Origin of the sequence: Reyranella sp., from assembly GCF_004297265.1 — a bacterium.
GTDB lineage: Bacteria > Pseudomonadota > Alphaproteobacteria > Reyranellales > Reyranellaceae > Reyranella.
This window is the reverse complement of the sequence record NZ_SCUT01000047.1, coordinates 66159-88353: the sequence shown is the minus strand read 5'-3', so window position 1 is coordinate 88353 and position 22195 is coordinate 66159. Positions and strand designations below refer to the sequence as shown.

At 66.3% G+C, this 22195-nt stretch carries 26 protein-coding genes; 13 read left to right on the top strand and 13 right to left on the bottom strand.

The annotated features are described in order from the left end of the window. Positions 1–104 precede the first annotated feature (104 nt). Genes EPO41_RS20450 through EPO41_RS20440 form a run of 3 tightly spaced genes read right to left on the bottom strand, consistent with a single transcriptional unit; the run spans position 105 to position 3531 of the window. Positions 105–1211 (bottom strand): CaiB/BaiF CoA-transferase family protein, encoded by a 1107-nt coding sequence (locus EPO41_RS20450; RefSeq protein ID WP_296328916.1) that lies wholly within the window; start codon positions 1209–1211, stop codon positions 105–107. After that, positions 1208–2374 carry a CoA transferase gene (locus EPO41_RS20445; RefSeq protein WP_296328914.1) on the bottom strand — a complete coding sequence of 389 codons (1167 nt, stop codon included), beginning with the start codon at positions 2372–2374 and terminating at the stop codon, positions 1208–1210. Before EPO41_RS20445 ends, EPO41_RS20450 begins: the two co-directional genes overlap by 4 nt. Further along, positions 2371–3531, bottom strand: a complete 1161-nt coding sequence (locus tag EPO41_RS20440; RefSeq protein WP_296328912.1) for an acyl-CoA dehydrogenase family protein — start codon at positions 3529–3531, stop codon at positions 2371–2373. The genes EPO41_RS20445 and EPO41_RS20440 overlap by 4 nt, the downstream gene beginning before the upstream one ends. Positions 3532–3685: 154 nt before the next feature. Here EPO41_RS20440 and EPO41_RS20435 point away from each other — a divergent pair, with 154 nt between their 5' ends. From EPO41_RS20435 to EPO41_RS20420, 4 genes are read left to right on the top strand one after another with little or no spacing between them, the layout of a single operon-like run. Further along, complete coding sequence (locus EPO41_RS20435; RefSeq protein ID WP_296328910.1) at positions 3686–4660, top strand: tripartite tricarboxylate transporter substrate binding protein; 975 nt, start codon at positions 3686–3688, stop codon at positions 4658–4660. Beyond that, on the top strand, positions 4635–5177 hold the full coding sequence (locus tag EPO41_RS20430; RefSeq protein WP_296328909.1) for a mismatch-specific DNA-glycosylase: 543 nt from the start codon (positions 4635–4637) through the stop codon (positions 5175–5177). Before EPO41_RS20435 ends, EPO41_RS20430 begins: the two co-directional genes overlap by 26 nt. Next, complete coding sequence (locus tag EPO41_RS20425; protein WP_296328907.1) at positions 5174–6586, top strand: DUF1254 domain-containing protein; 1413 nt, start codon at positions 5174–5176, stop codon at positions 6584–6586. The genes EPO41_RS20430 and EPO41_RS20425 overlap by 4 nt, the downstream gene beginning before the upstream one ends. A gap of 36 nt (positions 6587–6622) precedes the next feature. After that, the gene (locus EPO41_RS20420; RefSeq protein ID WP_296328905.1) at positions 6623–7339 is read left to right on the top strand and encodes a Fe-Mn family superoxide dismutase; all 717 of its coding nucleotides are present in this window, start codon (positions 6623–6625) and stop codon (positions 7337–7339) included. Between the two features lies 1 nt (position 7340). On the opposite strand, the gene EPO41_RS20415 is transcribed toward EPO41_RS20420, so the two are convergent. Further along, positions 7341–7796, bottom strand: a complete 456-nt coding sequence (locus tag EPO41_RS20415) for a metallopeptidase family protein (RefSeq protein WP_296328902.1) — start codon at positions 7794–7796, stop codon at positions 7341–7343. A gap of 136 nt (positions 7797–7932) precedes the next feature. On the opposite strand from EPO41_RS20415, the gene EPO41_RS20410 reads away from it, so the two are divergent. From EPO41_RS20410 to EPO41_RS20395, 4 genes are read left to right on the top strand one after another with little or no spacing between them, the layout of a single operon-like run. Then, a complete protein-coding gene (locus tag EPO41_RS20410; protein ID WP_296328900.1) occupies positions 7933–8847 on the top strand; it encodes an ABC transporter permease in 915 nt (304 codons plus the stop codon). Further along, on the top strand, positions 8844–9710 hold the full coding sequence (locus EPO41_RS20405; RefSeq protein WP_296328899.1) for an ABC transporter permease: 867 nt from the start codon (positions 8844–8846) through the stop codon (positions 9708–9710). Before EPO41_RS20410 ends, EPO41_RS20405 begins: the two co-directional genes overlap by 4 nt. After that, entirely contained in the window at positions 9707–10660 is a 954-nt protein-coding gene (locus tag EPO41_RS20400; protein ID WP_296328898.1) for an ABC transporter ATP-binding protein, read from the top strand. Before EPO41_RS20405 ends, EPO41_RS20400 begins: the two co-directional genes overlap by 4 nt. Further along, positions 10657–11619 (top strand): oligopeptide/dipeptide ABC transporter ATP-binding protein, encoded by a 963-nt coding sequence (locus EPO41_RS20395; RefSeq protein ID WP_296328895.1) that lies wholly within the window; start codon positions 10657–10659, stop codon positions 11617–11619. Before EPO41_RS20400 ends, EPO41_RS20395 begins: the two co-directional genes overlap by 4 nt. 51 nt (positions 11620–11670) lie before the next feature. Here EPO41_RS20395 and EPO41_RS20390 read toward each other — a convergent pair whose 3' ends face one another. Further along, positions 11671–13212: an ABC transporter substrate-binding protein gene (locus EPO41_RS20390; protein WP_296328893.1), complete on the bottom strand. Its 1542-nt coding sequence runs from the start codon at positions 13210–13212 to the stop codon at positions 11671–11673. Between the two features lie 81 nt (positions 13213–13293). Here EPO41_RS20390 and EPO41_RS20385 point away from each other — a divergent pair, with 81 nt between their 5' ends. Then, positions 13294–13581: a 4a-hydroxytetrahydrobiopterin dehydratase gene (locus EPO41_RS20385; RefSeq protein ID WP_296328891.1), complete on the top strand. Its 288-nt coding sequence runs from the start codon at positions 13294–13296 to the stop codon at positions 13579–13581. A 205-nt stretch (positions 13582–13786) separates the two neighbouring features. After that, positions 13787–14170 (top strand): copper-binding protein, encoded by a 384-nt coding sequence (locus EPO41_RS20380; protein ID WP_296328889.1) that lies wholly within the window; start codon positions 13787–13789, stop codon positions 14168–14170. Between the two features lie 10 nt (positions 14171–14180). Here the strand turns inward: EPO41_RS20380 and EPO41_RS20375 are convergent, their stop codons facing one another. Next, entirely contained in the window at positions 14181–14513 is a 333-nt protein-coding gene (locus tag EPO41_RS20375; RefSeq protein ID WP_296328888.1) for a hypothetical protein, read from the bottom strand. Next, entirely contained in the window at positions 14510–14968 is a 459-nt protein-coding gene (locus EPO41_RS20370) for a CBS domain-containing protein (protein ID WP_296328885.1), read from the bottom strand. Before EPO41_RS20370 ends, EPO41_RS20375 begins: the two co-directional genes overlap by 4 nt. 121 nt (positions 14969–15089) lie before the next feature. On the opposite strand from EPO41_RS20370, the gene EPO41_RS20365 reads away from it, so the two are divergent. Further along, positions 15090–16187, top strand: coding sequence for a mechanosensitive ion channel domain-containing protein (locus EPO41_RS20365; RefSeq protein WP_296328883.1), 1098 nt, complete (start codon positions 15090–15092; stop codon positions 16185–16187). A 92-nt stretch (positions 16188–16279) separates the two neighbouring features. Beyond that, the gene (locus EPO41_RS20360; RefSeq protein ID WP_296328880.1) at positions 16280–17254 is read left to right on the top strand and encodes a tripartite tricarboxylate transporter substrate binding protein; all 975 of its coding nucleotides are present in this window, start codon (positions 16280–16282) and stop codon (positions 17252–17254) included. 18 nt (positions 17255–17272) lie between these two features. Here EPO41_RS20360 and EPO41_RS20355 read toward each other — a convergent pair whose 3' ends face one another. From EPO41_RS20355 to EPO41_RS20335, 5 genes are read right to left on the bottom strand one after another with little or no spacing between them, the layout of a single operon-like run. Beyond that, the gene (locus EPO41_RS20355; protein WP_296328878.1) at positions 17273–17500 is read right to left on the bottom strand and encodes a hypothetical protein; all 228 of its coding nucleotides are present in this window, start codon (positions 17498–17500) and stop codon (positions 17273–17275) included. A gap of 49 nt (positions 17501–17549) precedes the next feature. Further along, the gene (locus EPO41_RS20350) at positions 17550–18518 is read right to left on the bottom strand and encodes a TAXI family TRAP transporter solute-binding subunit (RefSeq protein WP_296328875.1); all 969 of its coding nucleotides are present in this window, start codon (positions 18516–18518) and stop codon (positions 17550–17552) included. Between the two features lie 35 nt (positions 18519–18553). Continuing rightward, positions 18554–18799, bottom strand: coding sequence for a DUF3297 family protein (locus EPO41_RS20345; protein ID WP_295145643.1), 246 nt, complete (start codon positions 18797–18799; stop codon positions 18554–18556). Positions 18800–18806: 7 nt separating this feature from the next. Further along, complete coding sequence (gene chrA, locus EPO41_RS20340; protein WP_296328872.1) at positions 18807–20171, bottom strand: chromate efflux transporter; 1365 nt, start codon at positions 20169–20171, stop codon at positions 18807–18809. After that, positions 20168–20998: a sulfurtransferase/chromate resistance protein gene (locus EPO41_RS20335; RefSeq protein ID WP_296328869.1), complete on the bottom strand. Its 831-nt coding sequence runs from the start codon at positions 20996–20998 to the stop codon at positions 20168–20170. The genes chrA and EPO41_RS20335 overlap by 4 nt, the downstream gene beginning before the upstream one ends. Positions 20999–21224: 226 nt before the next feature. On the opposite strand from EPO41_RS20335, the gene EPO41_RS20330 reads away from it, so the two are divergent. After that, positions 21225–21806 carry a hypothetical protein gene (locus EPO41_RS20330; protein WP_296328868.1) on the top strand — a complete coding sequence of 194 codons (582 nt, stop codon included), beginning with the start codon at positions 21225–21227 and terminating at the stop codon, positions 21804–21806. A 9-nt stretch (positions 21807–21815) separates the two neighbouring features. Here the strand turns inward: EPO41_RS20330 and EPO41_RS20325 are convergent, their stop codons facing one another. Further along, complete coding sequence (locus EPO41_RS20325; protein ID WP_296328867.1) at positions 21816–22184, bottom strand: hypothetical protein; 369 nt, start codon at positions 22182–22184, stop codon at positions 21816–21818. Between the last annotated feature and the right edge of the window lie 11 nt (positions 22185–22195).

The window sequence follows — 22195 nt, the reverse complement described above, 5'->3', positions numbered from 1 at the left end:
GATAAAGGTCCCTCGCTGCGCTCGGGATGACAATTATGGGTTGCTGACGCACATTCTTCACTAAGGAAAAGCTGTCATCCCGAGCGCAGCGAGGGACCCTTCCCCTAACGCTTCAGCACCTCGGCCGTATGCTCGCCCAGTAGCGGTTCGCGATAGAGCGGGCTCGACGGTTCGTCCTTGAAGCGCACCACGGGACCGAAGTGGAGGCGGCCTTCGGCGTCAGTCACCATGAAGCCGCGCTTCTGCAGGTTGGCGTCGGCGATGGCTTCGGGGAGCGTGTTGACCGGGCCGTAGCAGATGTCGAGCGATGCCAGATACTCCATCCAGTGGGCCAGTGGCTTCGCCTTGAAGGTTTCGGCGAGGAAGTCGACCACGGGCTTCTGGTGCGCGCCGGGCCATTCGCACAACGGCGCCATTTCCGGCCGACCGAGCGCACCCAAGAGATTCTTTATGAATTTCATCTCCTGGCCGGCGATCACGAGCTGGCGGCCGTCGGACGTGTCGTAGACGCGGTAGAAGGCCGAGCCGCCGGTCGTGCGCTGCTGCTTCACGTCGGGCGCCTTGTTCTCCGCGAAGGTCGTGCCGACCACGTTGGCGCAGGAGGCCATCAGCGATTCGTGCATCGAGACGTCGATATAGTCGCCGCGGCCGGTATCCTTGCGCCGTAGCAGCGCCATCAGCACGCCCGCCAGGCCATGGAGACCGCTCACCAGGTCGGCGACGGGAATGCCGGGGATTGCCGGCCGGCCGTCGTCGCCCAGGGTCAGGCTCAGCACGCCGGTCATGGCTTCCAGCGCGAGATCGTGCGCGGCGCGGCCGGGATAGGCGCCGTCCTGCCCGAAGGCGCTGATCGAGCAATAGACGATACCCGGATTCTTGGCGGCGACGGCGTCGTAGCCGATGCCGAAGCGGGCCGCGACGCCCGGCCGAAACGATTCAACCAGCACGTCGGCCTCGCAAGCGAGACGGAGGAGGTCGGCGCGGCCCTGCTCGCTCTTGAGGTCGAGCACGACGCTCTTCTTGCCGCGGCCCATGTTGCGGAAGAACACCGAGGTGCGCTGGTCGGGCGGGAGGATGTGGCGCCCGGGATCGCCCTCGCCCGGCGGCTCGACCTTGATCACCTCGGCGCCGTGATCGGCCAGCGAGGTGGTGAGATAGGGCCCCGGCAGGAACCAGGAGAGATCGACGACCTTGATGCCCTGAAGTTTCATGACGGCTTGTCCAGTAATGATTCGTTGTCGGCACCAAGTGGCGAACAGGCGGTCTGTGCTAGCCGTTCGCCGTCGATGCGCAGGGGATTGGCGAGGACGCGCAGCTCGCCCTTCGCGGGATGCGGCACGGACGAGACCATTCCAGCCTCACGCGCGAAGTCGCTGTCGAGTGCCTGATCCAACCGGTAGACCGGCGCCGCGGGGAGCAGCCCGTTCATGGCCGCCAGCCACTCCGCGGTCGTGCGCGTGCGGAAGGTCACGTCGAGTTCCGCCGACATGGCCGCGCGATTCCTTGCTCGCGTGTTGGGATCGGGAAAGCGTGGATCAGCCACGAGATCGGCGCGGTCCAACACCTCGCACAGGTTCAGCCAGAATTTCTGCGTCATGCACATGATGAAGATCCAGCCATCCTTCGTGGGGAAAGTCTGGACCGGCGCCAGCGAGAGATGCGCGCTGCGCGGCACCCTCGGCGAGACATCGCCCTCGTTCAGGTACCAGAGGCCGGGATAGGTGAGCTGGTGCATGGCGACGTCGTAGAGGCAAGTGTCGACGTCGCAGCCCTTCCCCGTCGTGCGGGCACGCAGCAGGCAGCTCAACAGGCCGACGATGCCGGTGAGGCCGCTCATGCTGTCGATCATCGAGACGCCGACACGCGTCGGCGGCCCGTCGGGCTCGCCGGTCAGTTCCATCAGCCCGGCCTCGGCCTGCATCAGGAAGTCGTAGCCCGGCCAATCTGCGCGAGGGTTGGCCTTGCGCTCGTTGTCCCGGCCGTAGGCGGAGATGTGCAGGCAGACGATCGAGGGCTTCAGATGTTTCAGGCTGGCATAGTCGATGCCGAGCTTGGCCGGCTGCGTGCCGCGCATGTTGTTCACGACACAGTCGGCACCCTTCACCAGTTGCTCGAACTGCCGCCGACCCGCCTCCGACTTCATGTCGAGGGCCACGCTTTTCTTGCCGAGATTCCAGGCCTGGAAATACTCGCTGTCGTTCTCGCCAAGCTTGTGAGGCCCGACCTGGCGCGAGGGATCACCGCCCTGTGGCGCCTCGATCTTGATCACCTCGGCGCCGAGTTCGGCCAGGAACATCGTGCCGTAGGGGCCGGCGCCGAACTGTTCGAGCGTGAGGACGCGGATGCCCTCGAGCGGCTTGCCATTCAGGCTCACGAGATCGGGTTCCGCTTGATCAGCTGCCGCGCGATGATGATGCGCTGCATCTCGTTGGTGCCCTCGCCGATGCAGGTCAGGGGCGCGTCGCGATAGAGGCGCTCGATGTCGTATTCCTTCGAATAGCCGTAGGCGCCGTGGATGCGCATCGATTCGATGCTGTTCTCGAGTGCGGCCTCCGAAGCAAAATACTTCGCCATGCCGGCTTCCATGTCGCAGCGTTCGCCGCGATCGAAGATGGCCGCGGCATCGAGCGTCAACAGGCGGGCGGCGCGGGCCCGCGTCGCCATCTCGCCGAGCTTGAGCTGGATCGCCTGATGCTCGCAGATCGGCTTGCCGAAGGTCTTGCGCATCTGCGAGTATCCGGTCGCCAGCCTGAGCGCGCCCTCGGCGATGCCGACGCCGCGCGAGGCCACGTTGATCCGGCCGAGCTCGAGCCCGCCCGCGACCTGGGCGAAACCCTGGCCCTCGACCTCGCCGATCAGGTGATCGGCCGGGATCTTGTAGTCCTCGAACACCAGCTCGCCCGAATCGATCGACTTGTAGCCGAGCTTTTCCAGCTTGCGACCGACCGTGAAGCCCGGCCCCTTGGGCGTGATGAACAGGCTCATGCCGGTGTGGCGCGGATTGGCCTCGGGATCGGTCTTCACCAGCATGGCGAAGCAATGGCCCTCGATGCCGTTGGAGATCCAGGTCTTGGTGCCGTTGATGACGTAGCCGTCGTTGCCGTCGCGCCTGGCTACCATGCGGATCGATTGCAGGTCGGTGCCGGCATCGGGCTCGGTGAGCGCCAGGCCGCCTCGAATCTCGCCAGTCGCGAACTTGGGCAACCAGCGCTCCTTCTGGCGCGGGGTGCCGAACTTCTCGACGGCCAGCGCCAGCATCAGGTGCGAGTTGAAAATGCCGGTGATGGCCATCCACACCGACGAGATGCGCATCACGATCTCGGCGTAGGTCGTGGCCGGGAGGCCGAGCCCGCCATATTCCGGGCTGATCGTGGCGCCGAACAGGCCGAGCTCCTTCATCTGCTCGACGATCTCGGCCGGCCATTTGTCGGCGTGGTCGAATTCCTTCACCCGCGGCGCCACCTCGCGCTCGATCCAGCGGTCGATGGTGGCAAACAGCTGGGCTTCGTCGGCCTTGTCGATCGTCTTCATTCGGTCCTCCCGGCCGCCATCATGCCCGACGGAAGGGGGCGGACAAGGCCGCGGAACCTCAGGACGAAATCCAGACGGGGGACGGCCCTAGGCGGCGCGACACACCTCGTGCATCATCGCGCGCAACAAACTCCAAATAAAAAGGAAAGACGCGATGAGGAGACGTCACTTCACGGCCGGCATGGCGACGCTACCATTTGTCCCGACCTTCGCACTCGCCCAGGCCGACGACTGGCCCAACCGCAACGTCCGCATCGTCTGCCCGTTCACCCCCGGCGGCTCGCAGGACAATATCGCCCGACGACTCGCCGCCAAGCTCAGCGACGAATTCGGCCAGACCTTCGTGGTCGAGAACCGCACCGGCGCCGGCGGATCGATCGCCGCCGACAACGTCGCCAAGTCGCCGCCCGACGGCTATTCGGTGCTGCTGGGCAATATCGGCAGCCACGCGCTGGTGCCGCACCTCTATCGCAAGCCGGCCTACAATGCCGTCACCGACCTCGAGACCGTGGCCTGGATCGGCACGCAGCCCAACCTCCTGTGCTGCAGTCCCGGCTTCCCGCACGACACGCTGCCCAAGCTGATCGCGGCGGCGAAGAAGGAGCCCGGAAAATATTCGTTCGGTTCGTCCGGCCTCGGCACCTCGCCGACGCTTACCATGGAGCTGTTCAAGCAGAAGACCGGCGTCGACATCACCTTCATCAGTTATCGCGGCGCCGCGGCGGCCGCGGCCGACGTGCTGGCCGGCCATGTGCCTATGGTGATCTCCAACATCGATTCGTTGATGGGTCAGGTCAGCGCCGGCAAGCTGAAGCCGATGGCGTCGAGCGGCGCCAAGCGCTCGACGGTCCTGCCGGATACGCCCACTTTTGCCGAGACCGTTTCGCCGGACCTCGTCGTGACCTCATGGTCGATCTGGGCGGTGCCGACCGGCACGCCGGCCAGGATCAAGGACAGGCTTCGTGTGGCGACGGAGAAGGCGCTGAAGTCTCCCGACGTGATGGAGAGCATGAAGGCCGGCGGCTTCGAGCCCGGCGTCATGACCGTTCCCGAGATCGACGCCTACATCCAGACCGAGATCAAGCGCTGGGGCGAGGTCATCCGTGCCGCGGGCATCAAGGCTGAATAGTCATCTCATCCCGGACCTGCTGGCGCCGGGTCTCGACCTTGTGTTCTGCGGCACGGCGCCGAGCCCGGCCTCGTTCAAAGCGCGCGCCTACTACGCCAATCCCGGCAACGCTTTTTGGCCGACACTTCACGCGGTCGGCCTGACGCCGGAACGACTGACGCCTCAGCGCTTTCCCGAGTTGCTGACGTTGGGCCTTGGCCTCACCGACCTCAACAAGACCGAGGTCGGATCGGATCATGAGCTGACGCCCGAGGCGATGGATGCGAAGTCGCTGCACGCCAAGCTGCGGCGTTTCCGGCCCGCCGCCATCGCCTTCACCTCCAAGAACGCCGCGTCACTCGCTCTGGGCATCAAGACACCGGCCTATGGACGACAGGTCGAGCTTCTTGAAGGCGCAGTGGCTTTCGTTCTGGCGTCGCCCTCGGGTCGCGCCCGCTCCTTCTGGAGCCTGGCGCCCTGGAAAGAAGCAGCCGCCTTTGTCGCCGAACGGCGACGTCTGCGCGAGCGCGGAGCGTGAGGATCGGTCGCCGCGCTGCGCTGGCCGGGCTGATGAGCCTGCCTGCGCTGGCGGAAGCCCAGGACACCGCCGCGACGCTGCACGACCTCGCGCGGCGCGCCACGATCTATCTCTTCCCGGTCTATGAGATGTATCGCGCCCGCTGGCGCGCGACGGCCGACGAGACGAACCCGCAGCGTCAGCGGCTCAACCGCTTCCGTCACATGCCGACACTCGCCGACTCGCGCACGCGCGACGTCACCACGCCGAACGCCGACACGCTTTATTCCTCGGCCTGGCTCGACCTGTCGCTGGAGCCGTTGTTCCTCACCGTGCCGCCGGTTGGCGATCTCTATTACAGCTACGCCTTCATCGACCTGTTCACCGACAACTTCCTCGTCGTCAGCCATCGCGCGAGGGGCAACGGCCTGGCAACGCACATGATCGTCGGGCCGAAGTGGAACGGCGACGCGCCGGGCGACGTGACGCTGGTCCGCGCGCCCACCAATTCTGTGTGGCTGCTCGGTCGCATCCTGCTCGATGGACCGGACGAGCTCGACCGCGTGCGCATCCTGCAAAGCCGCGTGTTGCTCGAGACGCCCGACATGCGCAACGAGCGGCGCATCCTCGAGACCGGCGAGCTGATGCGCTTCCGCACACAGGCGCCGCCCGAACCCGTCGCCGACTGGCCAGCGCCCCATCCCGACGAGCCTTTCGACCTGTTCGACACCAGCCTGCGGGCACTCGGCGAGAGCCCGCTGCCCGAACGCGACCGTCCGTTGTTCGAGGCGCTTGCACCGCTGAAGCTGAAGCCGGGGCGCAAGTTCGACCAGCGTTCCTTCAGCGACATCGAGCGGCACGCCATTCGCGCCGGCATCGAACAGGGTCATGCCGACATCCGCGCGGCCGCCGGGCGCGGGCGCACAATCGACGGCTGGACCTATGGCCAGCGGCACCTCGGCAACTTCGGCGACGACTATCTCTATCGCGCCGCCACCGCGCTGACGGCCCTCGGTGCCCTGATGCCTGACGAGGCGGTCTATGTGAGCTGTGCCGTCGATGCGGACCGGCAGCCTCTGTCCGGCGCCCTGCGCTACACGCTCACCTTTCCGGCCGACAACCTGCCGCCGGCGCGAGCCTTCTGGTCGCTGTCGGCCTACGAGGTGACGCCGGAGGGCCGCGCCTTCTTCATCGACAATCCGATCGATCGCTACTCGATCGGGGATCGCACCCGAGGCTTGACGCGCGGCCCCGATGGATCACTCACGATCCACATCCAGCGCGACCAGCCACCCCGTGAACACGCCGACAATTGGCTGCCGGCGCCGGCCGGACCAATGCGTCTGGTGTTGCGCGCTTATCAGCCCGACGCGGCACTGATCGAAGGCCGCTACCGCGTGCCGCCGGTGCGTCGCAACTCCTCCCCCTGACAGGCGTTGCTCCTGCGAACACGAGCAGGAGCCCCCATGACCGACATCTCCCGCCGCTCCTTGGCCGCGGGCGCCGGCCTGCTGGTTGGTGCCTTTGCGATTGGTGCACGCGCCCAGCAGGCGCCGCCGCAGCTCGCGAGCGCTGTTCCCGTCCCGAAGGCGACGCCCAAGCCCCTGATCGTCAATCCCGACAAGGTGAAAGGCCTGTCGGCCAATCTCCTGCGCACCCATCACGACGCCGAATATGCCGCCGGGGCGGTGAAAAGGCTGAACGCGATCGGCGAGGCACTGGCCAAGATCGACTTCGCCGAGGTGTCGCCCGAGAAGCTCGGCGAATTGAAGCGTGACGAGCAGGCCGCACAGAATGCGATAGTCCTGCACGAACTCTATTTCGACGGGCTGGCGGAGGCGCCCAGCCAGCCCTCGGGCCTGCTGGCGCAGGCGCTGTCGCGCGACTTCGGGAGTCTCGACCGCTGGAAGGCGGAGTTCGTCGGCATCGGCAAGTCGTTGCCCTCAGGGATGGGCTGGGTGATCCTGGCCTATGCGCCGCGCGACAAGCGCCTGTTCAACTACCGCGCCGAGAACGATTCCATGGCCCCGGCCGGCGGCGTCCCCCTGCTCGCCATGGACATGTTCGAACACGCCTATGCGGCCGACTACGGCACCGATATCGCGAAGTACATCGATGCATATGTGCAGGCGATCAAATGGACGAACGCCGAACGCCTCTATCGCGAGGCGATGCGGGTCTAACTCAAGCGCTCGGCTGGATGCGCTGCGATTCTTCTTCGGCCTTGGCTTCGATCGCTTCCATGTCGTCGTCGCTCAGGCCGAAGTGATGGCCGATCTCGTGGATCAATACGTGGCGCACGATGTGCGGCAGATCCTCACCCGATTCGCACCAGTAGTCGAGGATGGGACGGCGATAGAGGAAGATGCGGTCGATGTCGTTGGCGACATGACCGGCGCCACGCTCCATCATCGACACGCCCTGATAGAGACCCAGCAGGTCGAAGGGCGTCTCGAGTTCCATCTGCTTCTCGATCTCATCGCTCGGGAAGTCGTCGATCTGGATGCGCACGTTGCCGATATGCCGACGAAACTCCTCGGGAATCGTCGCGAGCGCCTCGGCGGCGATCGCTTCGAAATCCTCCAGTGTGGGCGCCAGGCCGAAACAGGGCATGCGCCGAGGATTGTTGAAGACCGGCATGACTCCCCCTTATAGGACCAGCGCGCCCACGCCAAGCGCCCCGTCGTGACCGTTTGTGTACCTTCCCATCTCGAAGTTGGCGCGGTATTCGCATGGTCGCCTTCCCGATCGATCCGCATTAAGCTCGCCACCGCACATGCTTCGTTTTCTCGTCCGCCGCCTGATCGTGGCGCTGCTCGTCGCGGCCACGGTCATGACCCTCGCCTTCATCCTCACGCGGCTGTCGGGCGATCTCGCCATCTCGATCGCAGGCCCCAACGCGACCGCGTCCGACATCGAGGCGGTACGCAAGGCCTACGGCCTCGACCGCCCCGTGCTCGAGCAGTTCTTCGACTGGGTCGGGCGCGCGGTGACCGGCGATCTCGGCAACAGCTACTTCTTCCAGACGCGGGTCTCGACCTTGATCGCCGAGCGGATGCCGGTGACCCTGACACTCGGGTTGACCGGCCTCTCGCTCGCGCTCCTCCTCTCGATCCCCATGGGCATCCTCGCCGCGGTGCGCGAGAACACCAGCTTCGACCGCGCGGTCCAGATGGTCGCCCTGATCGGCCAGGCCATGCCGTCCTTCTGGCTGGGCCTCCTGCTGATGATCGTGTTCGGCCTGACCCTGGGCTGGCTGCCGATCTCGGGCACCGGCTCGTGGGAGCATTTCGTCATGCCGGGCACCGTACTCGCCTTCTCCGCGGTCCCGGCCCTCACCCGCCTCACACGCGCCGGCATGATCCAGGCGATGGGCAGCGACTACATCCGCACCGCGCGCGCCAAGGGACTGTCGCGCGCCTCGATCCTGCTGAAGCATGCCCTGCGCAACGCCGCCATTCCCGTCGTCGCCATCGCCGCCGTGCAGCTCGGCTTCATGCTGGGCGGCTCGATCGTCATCGAGCAGGTCTTCGCCCTCCATGGCGTCGGCTTCCTCGCCTGGGAGAGCATCGCCAAGAACGACTTCCCGGTGGTGCAGGCCGTCGTGCTGGTGCTCGCCGTCATCTATGTGGCTCTGACGATGGTTTCCGACCTGTTGAATGCCGTGCTCGATCCGCGGCTGCGCGCATGAGCACTGCCGTGGCCATCAATGCCGGCCCGCGCCGGGGCTGGAGGAGCGCGGGCACCTGGATCGGTGCCGTCATCGTCGGCGCCGCGCTGGTCTGCGCGATCTTCGCGCCCCTGCTGGTACCGCACGATCCGTTCGCGCAGGACCTCAACCGCCGGCTCCTCGTGCCGTTCTGGATGGAAGGGCACAATCCCGACTTCATCCTCGGCACCGACCAGCTCGGCCGCGACTATCTCTCGCGCCTGATCTGGGGTTGCCGCATCTCGATGCTGATCGGCGTCACCGTCACGATCGTCTCGGCCCTGATCGGCATCACCATCGGCGTGCTGGGCGGCTTCTTCGGCGGCCGCATCGACGATGCGGTGCTGTTCGCCATCACCACGCGTCTGTCCATTCCCGTCGTCCTGGTGGCGCTCGCCGTCGTGGGTCTGCTCGGCACCTCGATGACCCTGCTGGTGCTGACCCTGGGTCTCCTCCTGTGGGACCGCTTCGCCGTCGTGGCCCGCTCGACCTCCATGCAGGTGCGCAACCTCGATTTCGTCGCTGCCGCGTGGTGCGCCGGCTGCTCGCGCTTCCGCGTTCTCTCGCGCGAAGTGCTGCCCAATATCGCCAGCCACCTCGTCGTCGTGGCGACGCTCGAGATTGCGCTCGCCATCCTTCTCGAGGCGACGCTCTCGTTCCTCGGGCTTGGCGTCCCGCCGCCGCTGCCCTCCTGGGGCCTGATGATCGCCGAGGCCAAGGACTACATGTTCTTCAGCCCCTGGGTGATCGTGATCCCCGGCGTGGCACTGTTCGTGCTGGTACTCGGCATCAACCTGCTGGGCGACGGGCTGCGCGACGCCTTCGCGACGAGGTCCCGCACATGAGCGCGCTTCTCGACGTCGAGCGGCTCGAAGTGGGCTTCGGCGGAACCGCGGCGGTGCGCGGCGCCTCGCTCACGGTCGAGCGCGGCGAGACCCACTGCCTGGTGGGCGAATCGGGCTGCGGCAAGTCGGTGACTTCGCTCGCGATCATGAACCTGCTGGCGCGCGGCGGCCACCGCACGGCGCAGCGCCTCACCTTCCAGGGCGAGGACCTGCTGAAGCTCGACGACCGGGGCATGGCGCGGCTGCGCGGCAATGCCATGGCGATGATCTTCCAGGAGCCGATGACCAGCCTCAATCCGGCCTACACGATCGGCTCGCAGATGACCGAGGTGATGCGCCGCCACAAGAAAGTGAGCCAGCGGGTCGCCACCGATCGCGCCGCCGACCTGCTGGGCCGGGTGGGCATCACAGCGCCGGGGCTTCGGCTCGGCCAGTTCCCGCACCAGCTCTCGGGCGGCTTGCGCCAACGGGTGATGATCGCCATGGCGCTGATGTGCGAGCCGCAGCTCCTGATCGCCGACGAGCCCACCACGGCGCTCGACGTCACGGTGCAGGCCCAGATCCTGCGCCTGCTGGCGCAGCTGCAGCGCGACCTTGGTCTCGGCATGCTGCTGATCACCCACGATCTCGGCATCGTGGCCCGCGTCGCGCATCGGGTTTCCGTCATGTATGCGGGCGAAGTTGTCGAGAGCGCGGCCACCGCCCAGCTTTTCGCCGATCCCAGGCACCCCTACACACAGGGCCTGCTGCGCTGCGTGCCGGTGCCGGGCAAGCAGCGCCAGGACGAGCCGCTGGGCTCCATTCCGGGCACCGTGCCGCGCATCGGTCCGGGCTTCGAAGGCTGCGGCTTCCGCGATCGCTGCAGCTTTGCCGACGCGACCTGCGCCCACACCGTCCCGCCCCAGACCGCGGCACCGGGTCACGACTATCTCTGCCGGCTGGCGCCATGAACGCGACGACACAGGCCGCGATCGAACTCAGGTCCGTCGGCAAGACCTTCCGTGTTTCCGGCGGCATCCTGGGCAAGGACCGCCGGGTCGTCGCCGTCGACGGCGTCTCCTTCGCCGTGCCGCCGGGCGGCGTGCTGGGCGTCGTGGGTGAGTCCGGCTGTGGCAAGTCCACCCTCGCCCGCCTGATCCTGGGCCTGCTCAGCCCCGATTCCGGGGACATCGCCGTCGAGGGACAGCGCGTCGTGGACATGGATCGCAAGGCGCGGGCGCGCCTGATCCAGCCGGTGTTCCAAGACCCTTTCTCGTCGCTCAACCCGCTGACCCGCATTCGCGACATCGTGGCGATGCCGCTGCAGGCGCAGGGCAGCTTTTCGCGCGCCGAGATTGCCAAGCGCGTCGACGAGATGCTGGAGCGCGTCGGCCTGCCCGGCGAGATGGGCAATCGCCTGCCGGCCGAACTTTCCGGCGGCCAGCGCCAGCGGGTCGCCATCGCGCGCGCCCTGGTGCTGCGGCCGCGCATCGTGGTGTGCGACGAGCCGACCTCGGCCCTCGACGTCTCGGTGCAGGCACAGATCCTGAACCTGCTGGCCGAACTGCGCCGCGACCTCGGCCTCACCTACCTGTTCATCAGCCACAATCTCGCGGTCGTCGAGCATGTCGCGAGCGAGGTGGCGGTGATGTATCTCGGCCGTATCGTCGAGAAGAAGCCGACGCAGGCGCTGTTCCACGCGCCCGAGCATCCCTACACCAGGGCGCTGCTTGCCTCGGTGCTGACGCCGGAGCCCGGTCTCGGCGTGCCCGATGTCGGGCTGGGCGACGTCATGCCCGACCCCGCCAACATCCCACCGGGCTGCCGCTTCCATCCGCGCTGCCCGGTCGCCGAACCGCGCTGCTCCACGGAAACGCCGCCGCTCAGGCCTCGGCCCGGCGGCGGCGTGGAGTGTCTGCTGGTTCCTTAGAAGAGAGATCCCTCGACTACGCTCGGGATGGAAGTGACGCGCTTGCGCGCGTCACTTCCACTTGGCGAAGTAGAAGCGCGGCAACTCGTCGGGGAAGGTCTTGAATTCCAGGCCCTTCGAGAAGGCGTAGGTGTTCACGTAGGTGTTGATCGGCAGCCAGTAGGCCTTTTCGGTCGCGATCTTCACCGCCGCCGAGTAGGCCTTCTTGCGGGCCTCGGTGTTGGAGGTGGAGCCGCCTTCGGCGATCAGCTTCTCGAGTTCGGGGTCCCTCGAATAGTTGTCGAGCGCGCCGGCGCCGAACATCACGGGCAGGATCGCCGAGACGTCGTTGATCGAGTAGCTGCCCCAGCTTCCCATGTAGAGAGGCGCCTCGCCCTTCTGGGCCTTCTGGATGGCGGGCGCGACCTGGAGCTGGTTGATCTTGGCACGGATGCCGACGGCCTGCAGGTAGCTCTGCACCGACGCCGGCCACGAGGTCGGCTGCACGTAGGTCACAAACTCGATGTCGAAGCCGTTGGGATAACCCGCCTCGGCCAGCAGCGCCTTGGCCTTGGCCGGATCATAGTCGTACTTCACGGCGGCGTCGGCATCGCAGCCGAACTGGCTCGGGAAGCACGGGGCCGGCGGCACGCGGCTGCCGCCGCCGACCAGCTTGTCGGCGAACTGCTTGCGGTCGACGGCGTGCCAGATGGCCTGACGCACCTTGAGCTTGGTCAGCGGATTGTCGGCGCCGGTGCGGCCGGCCGCATCGATCGAGAGATAGCCCACGCGCATCGATTCCTGCCGCACGGCCTGCAGGAACGGCATCTTGTTGATGTCGTTGGCCTGGTCGGGATTGATGTTCCAGATCCAGTCGGCGCGCTGGGCCAGCAGTTCGGTCACCGAGGTGGCAAGATCGGGCACGAAGCGGACGTGCAGCTTCTTGATCGCCGGTACGCCCTTGGGCGAGCCCTTCCAGTAATCGTCGAAGCGCTCGAAGAACACTTCCTTGCCCTGGTCGTTCTTGACGATCTTGTAGGGACCGGCGCCGACCGGCTTGGCCGAGAAGCCCTCGGGGCCGACCTTCTCGCGATAGGCCTTGGGATGGATCGGCGTCACCATGGCGAGATACTCGAGCGCTGCCGGCGTCGGCCGCTTCATCTTGATGCGCACGGTCCAGTCGCCGGTTTTTTCGGCCTTGTCGATCCAGGCGTAGTTCGAGGGCGTCGCCACCTTGGACGCGGGATCGGCGGCCATGTTGATCGTGTAGACGACGTCGTCGGGGGAGAGCGTGCTGCCGTCGTGGAACTTGACGCCCTGGCGGATCGTGAGGTCGAGCGTGTTGTCGTCGGTGAACTTCCAGTCGGTGGCGAGCGACGGCTTGATCTCGAAGGTCGCGGGATCGCGATGCACCAGCATGTCCCAGGCCTGGTGCGCCAGAATCAGGCCGGTGCGCTGGCTGTTGAAGTACATGTCGATGTTGGGCACGGCGTCGTTGAACAGGATGCGCAGCGTATCGGCGCTCTTCTGGGCGAAGGCTTGCGGAACGGCAGCAGCGGCGCCGAGAGCGGCGGCCGTGGTCGAGAGAAGGGCGGTACGTCGGGTGATCTTCAAGAAAGCCTCCGGTTTGTTGGGGCGAGCCTAGGCTGCTGGCCCGCGATGAGGCAAGCTTCACGCCAACTGAGGAGAGAACAGATGACCGCCAAACTCGCCGGCAAGACCCGCGCCCAGGCCCTGGCCTCGATCAAGGGCTGGAAGAAGGTGCGCGGGCGCGATGCCATCCAGAAGAGCTTCAGGTTCGCCGACTTCAATGAAGCCTGGGGCTTCATGACCCGCGTCGCAATGGCCGCCGAGAAGGCCGATCATCATCCGGAATGGTCCAACGTCTACAACAAGGTCGAGATCGTTCTCAGCACGCACGATGCCGGCGGCCTGTCGGAGAAGGACGTTGCGCTGGCGAAGATCATCGACTCGGTCGCCTGACGGCAGCGCCTGACGGCGCGGTGGGTCGGATGGGATTGGCGCGTCGCGCTTGGTTGGAGGAGCTGCTCCGGGTCACAACATCGAAGCCGGAGCAAAAGCCGTGCTGTGACAATCGACCGTCACCGCCCTGTAACCTCTGGAATTCGGAGGGCGCCTTCCCAGATGGTGATCACTGAATAGCGTTCACCATCGGAAAGTTCAGCCCATGTCGAAGAGTATGTTCACGCTCGCTGCGGCTATGGCCGCAGTCGTGCTCGTGCCGCTCGCCGCCGCATCTGCCTGTGCCGCAGGCCTTCCCAGCATCTATGATGCGAATGGCGAATACGATCACGATCTCGCGAACTGTACGGCCGAAGCGCCTCCGAGCGACGGCCAGCTTGCAAGCGGTCGTGTCGTGGCGATCGATCCGGCTGGCCGCATCACGCTCGACTACCGGCCGCTCCCGCTCCTGCCCGAGGGCGGCGTCAGGATCTTCACGGTGGAAAATCCTGCTGCCCTGAAAGGTCTCAGCCCCGGCGATCGCGTCCGCTTCGAGGTCGAGCGCAACGGCCGCGACTATGTCGTGACGCGCCTCGAGAACAGCAACTAGAGAACAACGACTACGAAGCGAGCCGCTTGCGCGCGTGGCGCAACAGTTCGCCGTCGCTCGGCTCCTCCATCGCCTCCACGCCGACCAGCTTCTTCGCAAGCTGCTCGGCGTGGCCGACGCGGACGTATTTCTCGAAATCCTGCCGCGGTCCTGTCGGGCCCGCGATCATCCAATTCTCGACTTCGGTGAGTTCGGCCAGGATCGCCTCGAAATACTCGCGATCGTCGCGCACCCGGCCATTGCCGTCGGCCTTCACCTCCCGCCGCTCGACCTCACCGCCCCCGAAGCGATAGATATGGGCCTCTTCGGCGTTCAGCCATACGGCTGCATGCGGCGAACTCACATGCCCCTCCCGCGTTCCTCGGCGCCCTGATTGTGCTCGCCGCCCGGCTGGGCGATATCGCGCAGGGCGTTGCCGGCCTTGCGTCCGTCGTTCTCGTGCGCCGCCACGTCGGCAAGCGACAGGATGCCGACCAGGCGCTTGTCCCGATCCACTACCGGCAAACGACGAACCTGCAGTTCGCCCATGTTCTTCGCAACATGCGCCGTGTCCTCGTCGACGAAGCAGTATTTTACATCCTGGGTCATCACCTCGCGCACCTCCGTGCCAGGGCCCTTGCCCTCGCCGATGGCGCGCACGGCGATGTCACGGTCCGTGATCATTCCGACCAGACGGTCATCCTCACCGACGGGCAACAGGCCGGCATCGATCGCCAGCATCATCCGGGCCGCATCTTCCACCGAATGGTCTGGCCGTGCGACGCAGACGTCGCGTGTCATGGCATCGCTCACTCGCATGACTTCTCTCCTTCTTCCTGTTGGCTCAGGGAAGCAACGTCATCGCGGAAAATGTGGTTGCCAACGGTCGTGCAGTGGGAACCCGGGGGAACGACCGTTGTGAGCCGACGTTGCGCCGCACATGAAGAGCCCGTTCTCCTGGCTGGAAGGCGTCGTCGCATGGGCCCCGAATTGGGTGATTTCCGTTGCCTGCTTCGTGGCCGCCGCACTCGTCGCCCTTACCTTGCACGGGTTGGCGATGCGCCTCCTCCGCTGGATGATCCCGGCCTCATTTCACTTCGTTCATTCGTTCATATCCGCAATCCAGGCCCTGTTGCGGGTCGGGCTGGTGATCTTCGCGGTTGCCCTCGTCCTGCCGCTGGTGCCGCTCGAAAGCAGGGGGCAGGCGGTCATCGGGCACCTGCTGATCGTCGCGTTCATCCTCCTGCTGGGCTGGAGTTGCACGGCCGCCATCACATTGGCTTCGGACTACTATCTCCGCCGCGCGGATATCGACCTTAGCGGCGACCCGCTCGGTCGCAAGCATCTGACGCAGGTGCGCGTGCTGCGCCGGGTCGCGGCCACGCTGGTCATTCTCGTCACGGTCGCCGCCGCGTTGATGACGTTCGACTCGGTCAAGCAATATGGCGTGAGCCTGATCGCATCCGCGGGCGCCGCCGGCCTCGTGGTCGGCCTGGCCGCCCGGCCCCTTCTCACCAACCTGTTCGCCGGAATCCAGATCGCAATCACGCAGCCGATCCGCATCGGCGACGCCGTGATCGTCGAAGGCGAATGGGGCTGGGTGGAGGAAATCACCGGCACATACGTCGTCATCAAAATCTGGGACTGGCGACGGCTGGTCGTGCCGCTCTCCTACTTCCTCGAACGACCGTTCCAGAACTGGACCCGGCAGACCACCGATCTCATCGGCTCGGTGCTGCTTTGGGTCGATTATACCGTGCCGGTGGCGCGCATTCGCGCCAAGCTCGAGGAGATCGTGAAGACATCAGAACTGTGGGACGGGCAGGTCGTCAATCTCCAGGTAGTCGACAGCAGCGAGCGCGCCGTGCAGCTGCGCTGCCTCGTTAGCGCGCGGACATCGCCCGAGGCCTGGGACCTGCGCTGCGAAGTCCGCGAAAAGCTGATCGCCTTTCTGCAGGACGCGTATCCCGGCGCCCTGCCCAAGCAGCGCGCCCAGGTAGTCGATTTCGAGCGGATGGCCGCAAAGGCCGCCGGGTGAGCTTTTCGGGCCGCGAAAAGACCTCTGCGATTTGAGTGGCCTCGCATGCCGCCGCGGCGGAAGCTTCGTCCAATCAATTCGGAGGGAGCATCGTGGTACAGAGACGGAAATTGATCCTGGGGGGACTTGCAGCGACGGGCGCCCTGGCGACCGGCTTCGGCGCAAGGGCGCAGGCCTTCCCGACCAAGCCTCTAAGGTTCGTCGTGCCCTTCGCCGCCGGCGGCAACGCCGATGTAACGGCCCGCCTGGCCGGCGAAGGCATGTCGCGCAAGCTCGGCCACCCGGTCGTGGTGGACAACCGGCCGGGCGCCGGGGGCGTCGTTGGCCAGGAACTGGTCCTGCAGGCCCCTGCCGACGGCTACACGATGGTGATCGCCGCTTTCGGCACGCTCTATGTCTCGCCCCTGATGGCCGGCAAGCCCTCCATGGTGCCGTCCTTCGCGCCGGTGAGCATGCTGAGCACGGTGCCGATGATCGTCGTCGTGCCCGCCAACAGCCGCTTCACCGACTGGCAGTCGCTCATGGCCGCCGCAAAGGCGAAACCGGGCACCATCAGCATGGGCCACGCCGGCAACGGCACGCCCAACCACACCGACATCCTCCGCATCCAGGAGAACGAGAAGGTGAGCTTCTCGATTGTGCCCTATCGCGGTTCGGGCGTGGGATTGAACGATGTCCTGGCGGGCCAGATCGACAGCTACGTAGATCAGCTCAGCAGCTCTCTGCCGCACCTCCAATCGGGCAAGCTGCGCGCCCTCGTCGTTGTCGGCGAGAAGCGCACGCCCGAACTGCCGAACGTGCCCACACTCGCAGAAACCGGCTGCACTGCATTCGACGGCGGCACGACGCTCGGCATCTTCGTCCGTCAGGACACGCCGGCGCCGATCATCAACACGCTGAACGCAGCCGCGGTCGCGGCCCTCGCCGAGCCGTCGATCAAGCAGAAATTCACCGACCTCGGTGCGACGGTGCGGCCCTCGACGCCAGCGGAATTCGCCGCCTTCATGAAGACGGAAGAAGCCGGAATCGGCGAATTGGCCGCGAAAGGCCTGTTGAAGCCCGAGTAAGCACCGAGCGGCGAAGACCTACTTGGTCTTCGCCTTGCCCTGGCCCTTCGGGTCGCCGGCCTTGCCCTTGGCTTCGGCGGTGTCGAGCGCGCCCGCTTCCTCGGAATCGAGCGCCCGCATGGCCTCGCGGGCGGCGCTGTCGACATTGCCCTTCTTCAGGAAATCGGCCGTGCGCTTGTTATAGTCGGCGGTGGCGCTGTAGCTGCCTTCACCCTCGATCTTGCCGTCGGCTTTGGACTTCTCCATGGCTCTCTCCTTCGTTGTCCTGTACGGCAACGCGGAACCTCTGCCAGGGTTACGTGAGCAGTCCGATCTCGCGATAGAAACGAATGACTCCGGGATGCAACCTTTCGTGTCCTGGAACCACCGACACGGTATTGGCGGCTGTCGTGTCGACCAGTTGAGGCGGCGGTTTGCCAGCCTGCTGCACTGCGTGCAGCGCCTTCACGAGGCGGTAGGCCGCCATTTCATCGAGACCCGGGCGTGCCAGCACGAAGCTCCAGGAGCCAACGGAGGGGATCGCGGCCGTCTGGCCCTTGAAGGTTCCCGCAGCCTGCGTCACCGGCTTCAGGAAGGTGTGCTTCGCCAGGATGCGCTGGATCTCGGTCGCATCGGGCGCGATGAACCGGGCGCCCTCCTTGCTGTTGGCCATGGTCACAAAGCCCGGCCAGCCGCTGCCGCCGCCCCACAGCGCGGCGGCCCGTCCGTCGAGCACGATCGCCGGGCCATCCCCGGCGCGCTCCAGGTAGATCGGCTGGAAGTCCCGGGCGGCATCGAGGCCGAGCCCATCCATGGCGTAGCGGCCGAGGATCACCAGCCCCGAACCGCCGGCCCCCCACGCGACCGGCTTGCCCTTGAGGTCGGCGATGGTGCGGTAGGGCGAATCGGCGCGCACGACGAACATGCCCGCGGTGGGATACATGGCCGTCAGCACGCGCAGATCGGCGGGCGCGCGACCGATCCCCTGCAGCGCTTCGTGCACGACTTCCCCCTGGACCAGCGCGATATCGAGCGCGCCGGTCTCGAGCATCGGCACGTTCTCCGTGCTGCCCCTAGTGTTGATTGCCTCGATCTCGAGCGTCGGATCGAAGCGGCGCACCCCTTCGACGAAGGCGGCGCCATAGACCGGGAAGCCGCCCCCCGGCGTGGCCGTGCCGAGCCGGACTTTCAGGGGCTGGGCTCCAACTGGCGTCCCCGTGAACAGAAGACCGGCCGTGGCAGCTCCCGTTCGCAGCATGCCGCGTCGGCCGGGAAGCCACCTCATTGGGCGCAGTGGTTCACCCGACCGGCCCATGCTGCCTAGGACTTCTTTGTCTCGAAATAGGGCTCGACCGTGCCCTTGAGCTTGATGGTGAGAGGGTTGCCCTTACGGTCGACCGTCTTGCCGACGGCGACACGGATCCAGCCCTCGCTCACGCAATACTCCTCGACGTTGGTCTTCTCCTGGCCGTCGAACTTGATGCCGATGCCGCGCTGGAGAAGCGCCTCGTCATAGTGCGGGCTCTTGGGATTGGTCGAGAGGCGGTCGGGGAGCGTATCGGTCATAAGTTTCCTATAACATCAATGCGTAGACGATGCCGGCCATCGAACTGGCCAGCAGGACCGGGATCATCCCGAAGCGGAAGCGGAATACAGCAACGGCACAGGCCGCCGCCAGCGCAATAGCCGCGACATTCGCCGACCCTGGAACCGGCACGTCGACGGTGGCGCCGAACAGGCCGACCGGGCGCAGCTCGCCAAACAGGACCTGCAGCCCGAACCAGACGGCGAGGTTCAGAATGACGCCCACGATCGCCGCGGTGATGGCCGCCAGAGCGCCCGACAATGCCTTGTTGGACCGCAGCGCCTCCACATATGGGGCGCCGACGAAGATCCAGAGGAAGCAGGGCACGAACGTGACCCAGGTGGTGAGCAGCCCGCCCAGGGTCCCGGCGAGCAGCGGGGGCAATCCTCCGGAGTCGCGCCAGGCGCCGAGAAAGCCGACGAACTGCGTCACCATGATCAGCGGCCCGGGCGTCGACTCGGCCAGCCCGAGCCCGTCCAGCATCTCGCCCGCGGTGACCCAGCCATACTGGTCGACCGCCTGTTGCGCGACATAGGCCAGCACGGCGTAGGCGCCGCCGAACGTCACCACCGCCATCTTGCTGAAGAACACCGCGATCTGCGTGAAGACATCGTCGGGTCCGCGCAGGAGCCACAACAGGCCGACCGGCGCCAGCCACAGGGTGAGGAAGATGGCGCCGATCGACAGTGTCCAGGCGAGGTTGGGCCTGGCATGTTCGGGGGTCGCCTCGCCCAGCAACGATTGCGCATCTCCCAGTCCGGCATGTCCGCCCGCGCCGTGGCCGCCAGCCTGGAATTCCGGCCGGCCGAGCTTCGTCGCGGTGAAGCCGATCAGCCCCGCCGCGACGACGATCAGCGGAAACGGCACGCCGTAGAAGAAGATCGCGACGAAGGCGGCCACCGCCAGCAGTCGCATCGCGCCGTTGCGCAGTGCGCGTCGTCCCACGCGCAGCACGGCCTCGATCACGATGACCAGCACGGCGGCTTTCAGGCCGAAGAACAGGCCCTGGACCAGGGTGACCTTGCCCAGCAGGACGTAGACCCACGACAGCACCATGATGGCCACAAGGCCCGGCAGCACGAACAGCGTGCCGGCCAGCAGGCCGCCCGCCGTGCGATGCATCAGCCAGCCGATATAGGTCGCGAGCTGCTGCGCCTCCGGACCGGGCAGCAGGGTGCAGTAGTTCAGTGCCTGGAGGAACCGATGCTCGCCGATCCACTTTTTCTCTTCGACGATGATGCGATGCATCACCGCGATCTGGCCGGCGGGGCCGCCAAAGGAAAGGGCCGCAACCCGGGCCCAGACCTTCATCGCCTCAACAAACGGAACGCCGTGCACTTTCGGCTCGCTCATGACTTCCTCGCCGTCGGCGGCCAGTCATGACCCTCGTCGACGGCGTCGCGGCACCAACGATAGAAGGCGTCGTAAAGGGCGAGCCCCGCCTCGAGTTGCGCGAGATCGTCGGCATACATGCGCGACAGGCCGAGCGAGGCAGCCAGCAGGCCCGCCGATTCGGGCGCAAGTTCTGGCCGGCCGGTATCGGCGCCGCGCACGATCGTGGCCAGGCGCTTCAGGGGCTGGGTCTCCAGGCCGAATTCCTCGATCATGAGATCGAACGTGCAGCGCTCGCCACGATGGCTCCAATGCACGTCCTCATGGTCGACGTCGAACGGTGTCGCGCCAAACCGGTCGGCGACATCGAGCACCTCCGAGGGCGCGACGTAGAGAAACACCGCATGCGGATCGACGAAGCGCCGGATCAGCCACGGGCAGGCGATGCGATCGATCTTGGGCCGGCTGCGGGTGACCCAGACCGTGCGCCCCTGCGCATCGCGCGGCGGCAGGCGTTCGACCGGCACGGTCGGCAGCTTCGCGGCCTGCCATGCCACCATGCCGCCTTCGAGCACATCGGTCGGCACGCCCTGGTGCCGAAGCCAGGCAGCGGCTCCCTGGCTGAGTTTCAGGCCCTTCTTGCAGATCACTATGGCGGACCGGCCGGTGCCGGCAAAGGCCGCGCCCCAGGCGGGAACCTCCTCCCAGGGACGGCGAACCGCACCCGGGACGAGCCGCGGGTCGGCGACGAAATCCTCTTCGGTCCGGACATCTATCAGTGCAGGTGAATCAGGACGTCCGAGAAGGCGGGCAAGCTTGTCGGCAGGGATCGTGTTTGGCGAAGGCATGGCAGCGTCCTTTGTGAAACAGGGCAGGACGCGATGCTTCGGCTGTCGCCTCGTGGGGAGATCGCGATCCCCATCGCAATAACTTTTAAGCGCAGTGCAATTAGTGTCAAGCTTGGCCGATTGCCGCGACCGCGGCCGGACGTTAGTTTCCCGGCGGGAATTGGGACTGGCAGTGCAGTTATAGACCGGGGGTTTCATGGCTTGGGGTCGTCTAATTCTTCTGGCAATGGCCGTCGTAGGTACGGCCGTGGCGTGCAGCCAGGGATCGCGGGTCGTGCAATCGACGGCGCAGATCAAGCGCGCCTACTGGGGCCTGCCACAGGCGGGCCCCGGGGCTGACGTGACCAGCATGGTCACTTGCCCGGGGGGTTATCCCTGTGACGTGTTCGCCAATGGACCTGCCTTCAACGACAACCGCATGGACCTGGCCAAGAAGCTCACCGTGATCTGGACCTGCCAGCCCCAGAACTTCGTGCTGGCCGAGGTCGCTCCGCCGACCTTCAAGGTCCGCATGGCCTGCATCGGCCAGGCGCCCATCGTGCCGCGGCGCATCGACATCCTCGAAGCCTCGTGGGGCGGTCCGTCGTCGACGATCGACGTCACCCAGCAGGTCCGCGACATCTGCGGCGACGGCTCGACCCGCTGCCAGGTGCCGGCGATGGCCTATATCTTCGGCATGCCCGATCGCCTCACCAAGACGCTGCGCATCCGCTACACCTGCAACGGCCAGACGACACCGGGCCGGCAGGCCACGGAGAACAGCGTCGCCGACCTGCGCTGCGAGCAGCCGGCCGATCTCGGCTACTGACGAATGTCGCTAGCGCCGCTCGGCGGGTACGCCGGGCGGCGGCGGACTGCGGCGGCATTCGCCATGCAGCAGGCCGCCATAGTTGGCCCCGAGCGGCGTCATCGAGTAGGCGCCGTCGTTGCGGTTGTATGTCATCGAGAAATTGGGAAAGGTCGCTCGCAGCGCCTGGAACGTGATGACAACGCTCGTGCCCTCGGCCATCGAGGTGCCGTCCCAGACGCCGACCGTATTGCGCCGGTCGTCGAACACGACGCTGAAATTGCGCACCTGGCCGCCCTGATCCGTGACCTTGCAGGCGAGCCAGCGCGGCTCGGCCCTTGCCGGTCCCGCGGCGGCAGCCAGACCGACGGCCGCCATCAATAGTGTCGCGAACCGCATCGGAGCGCCTT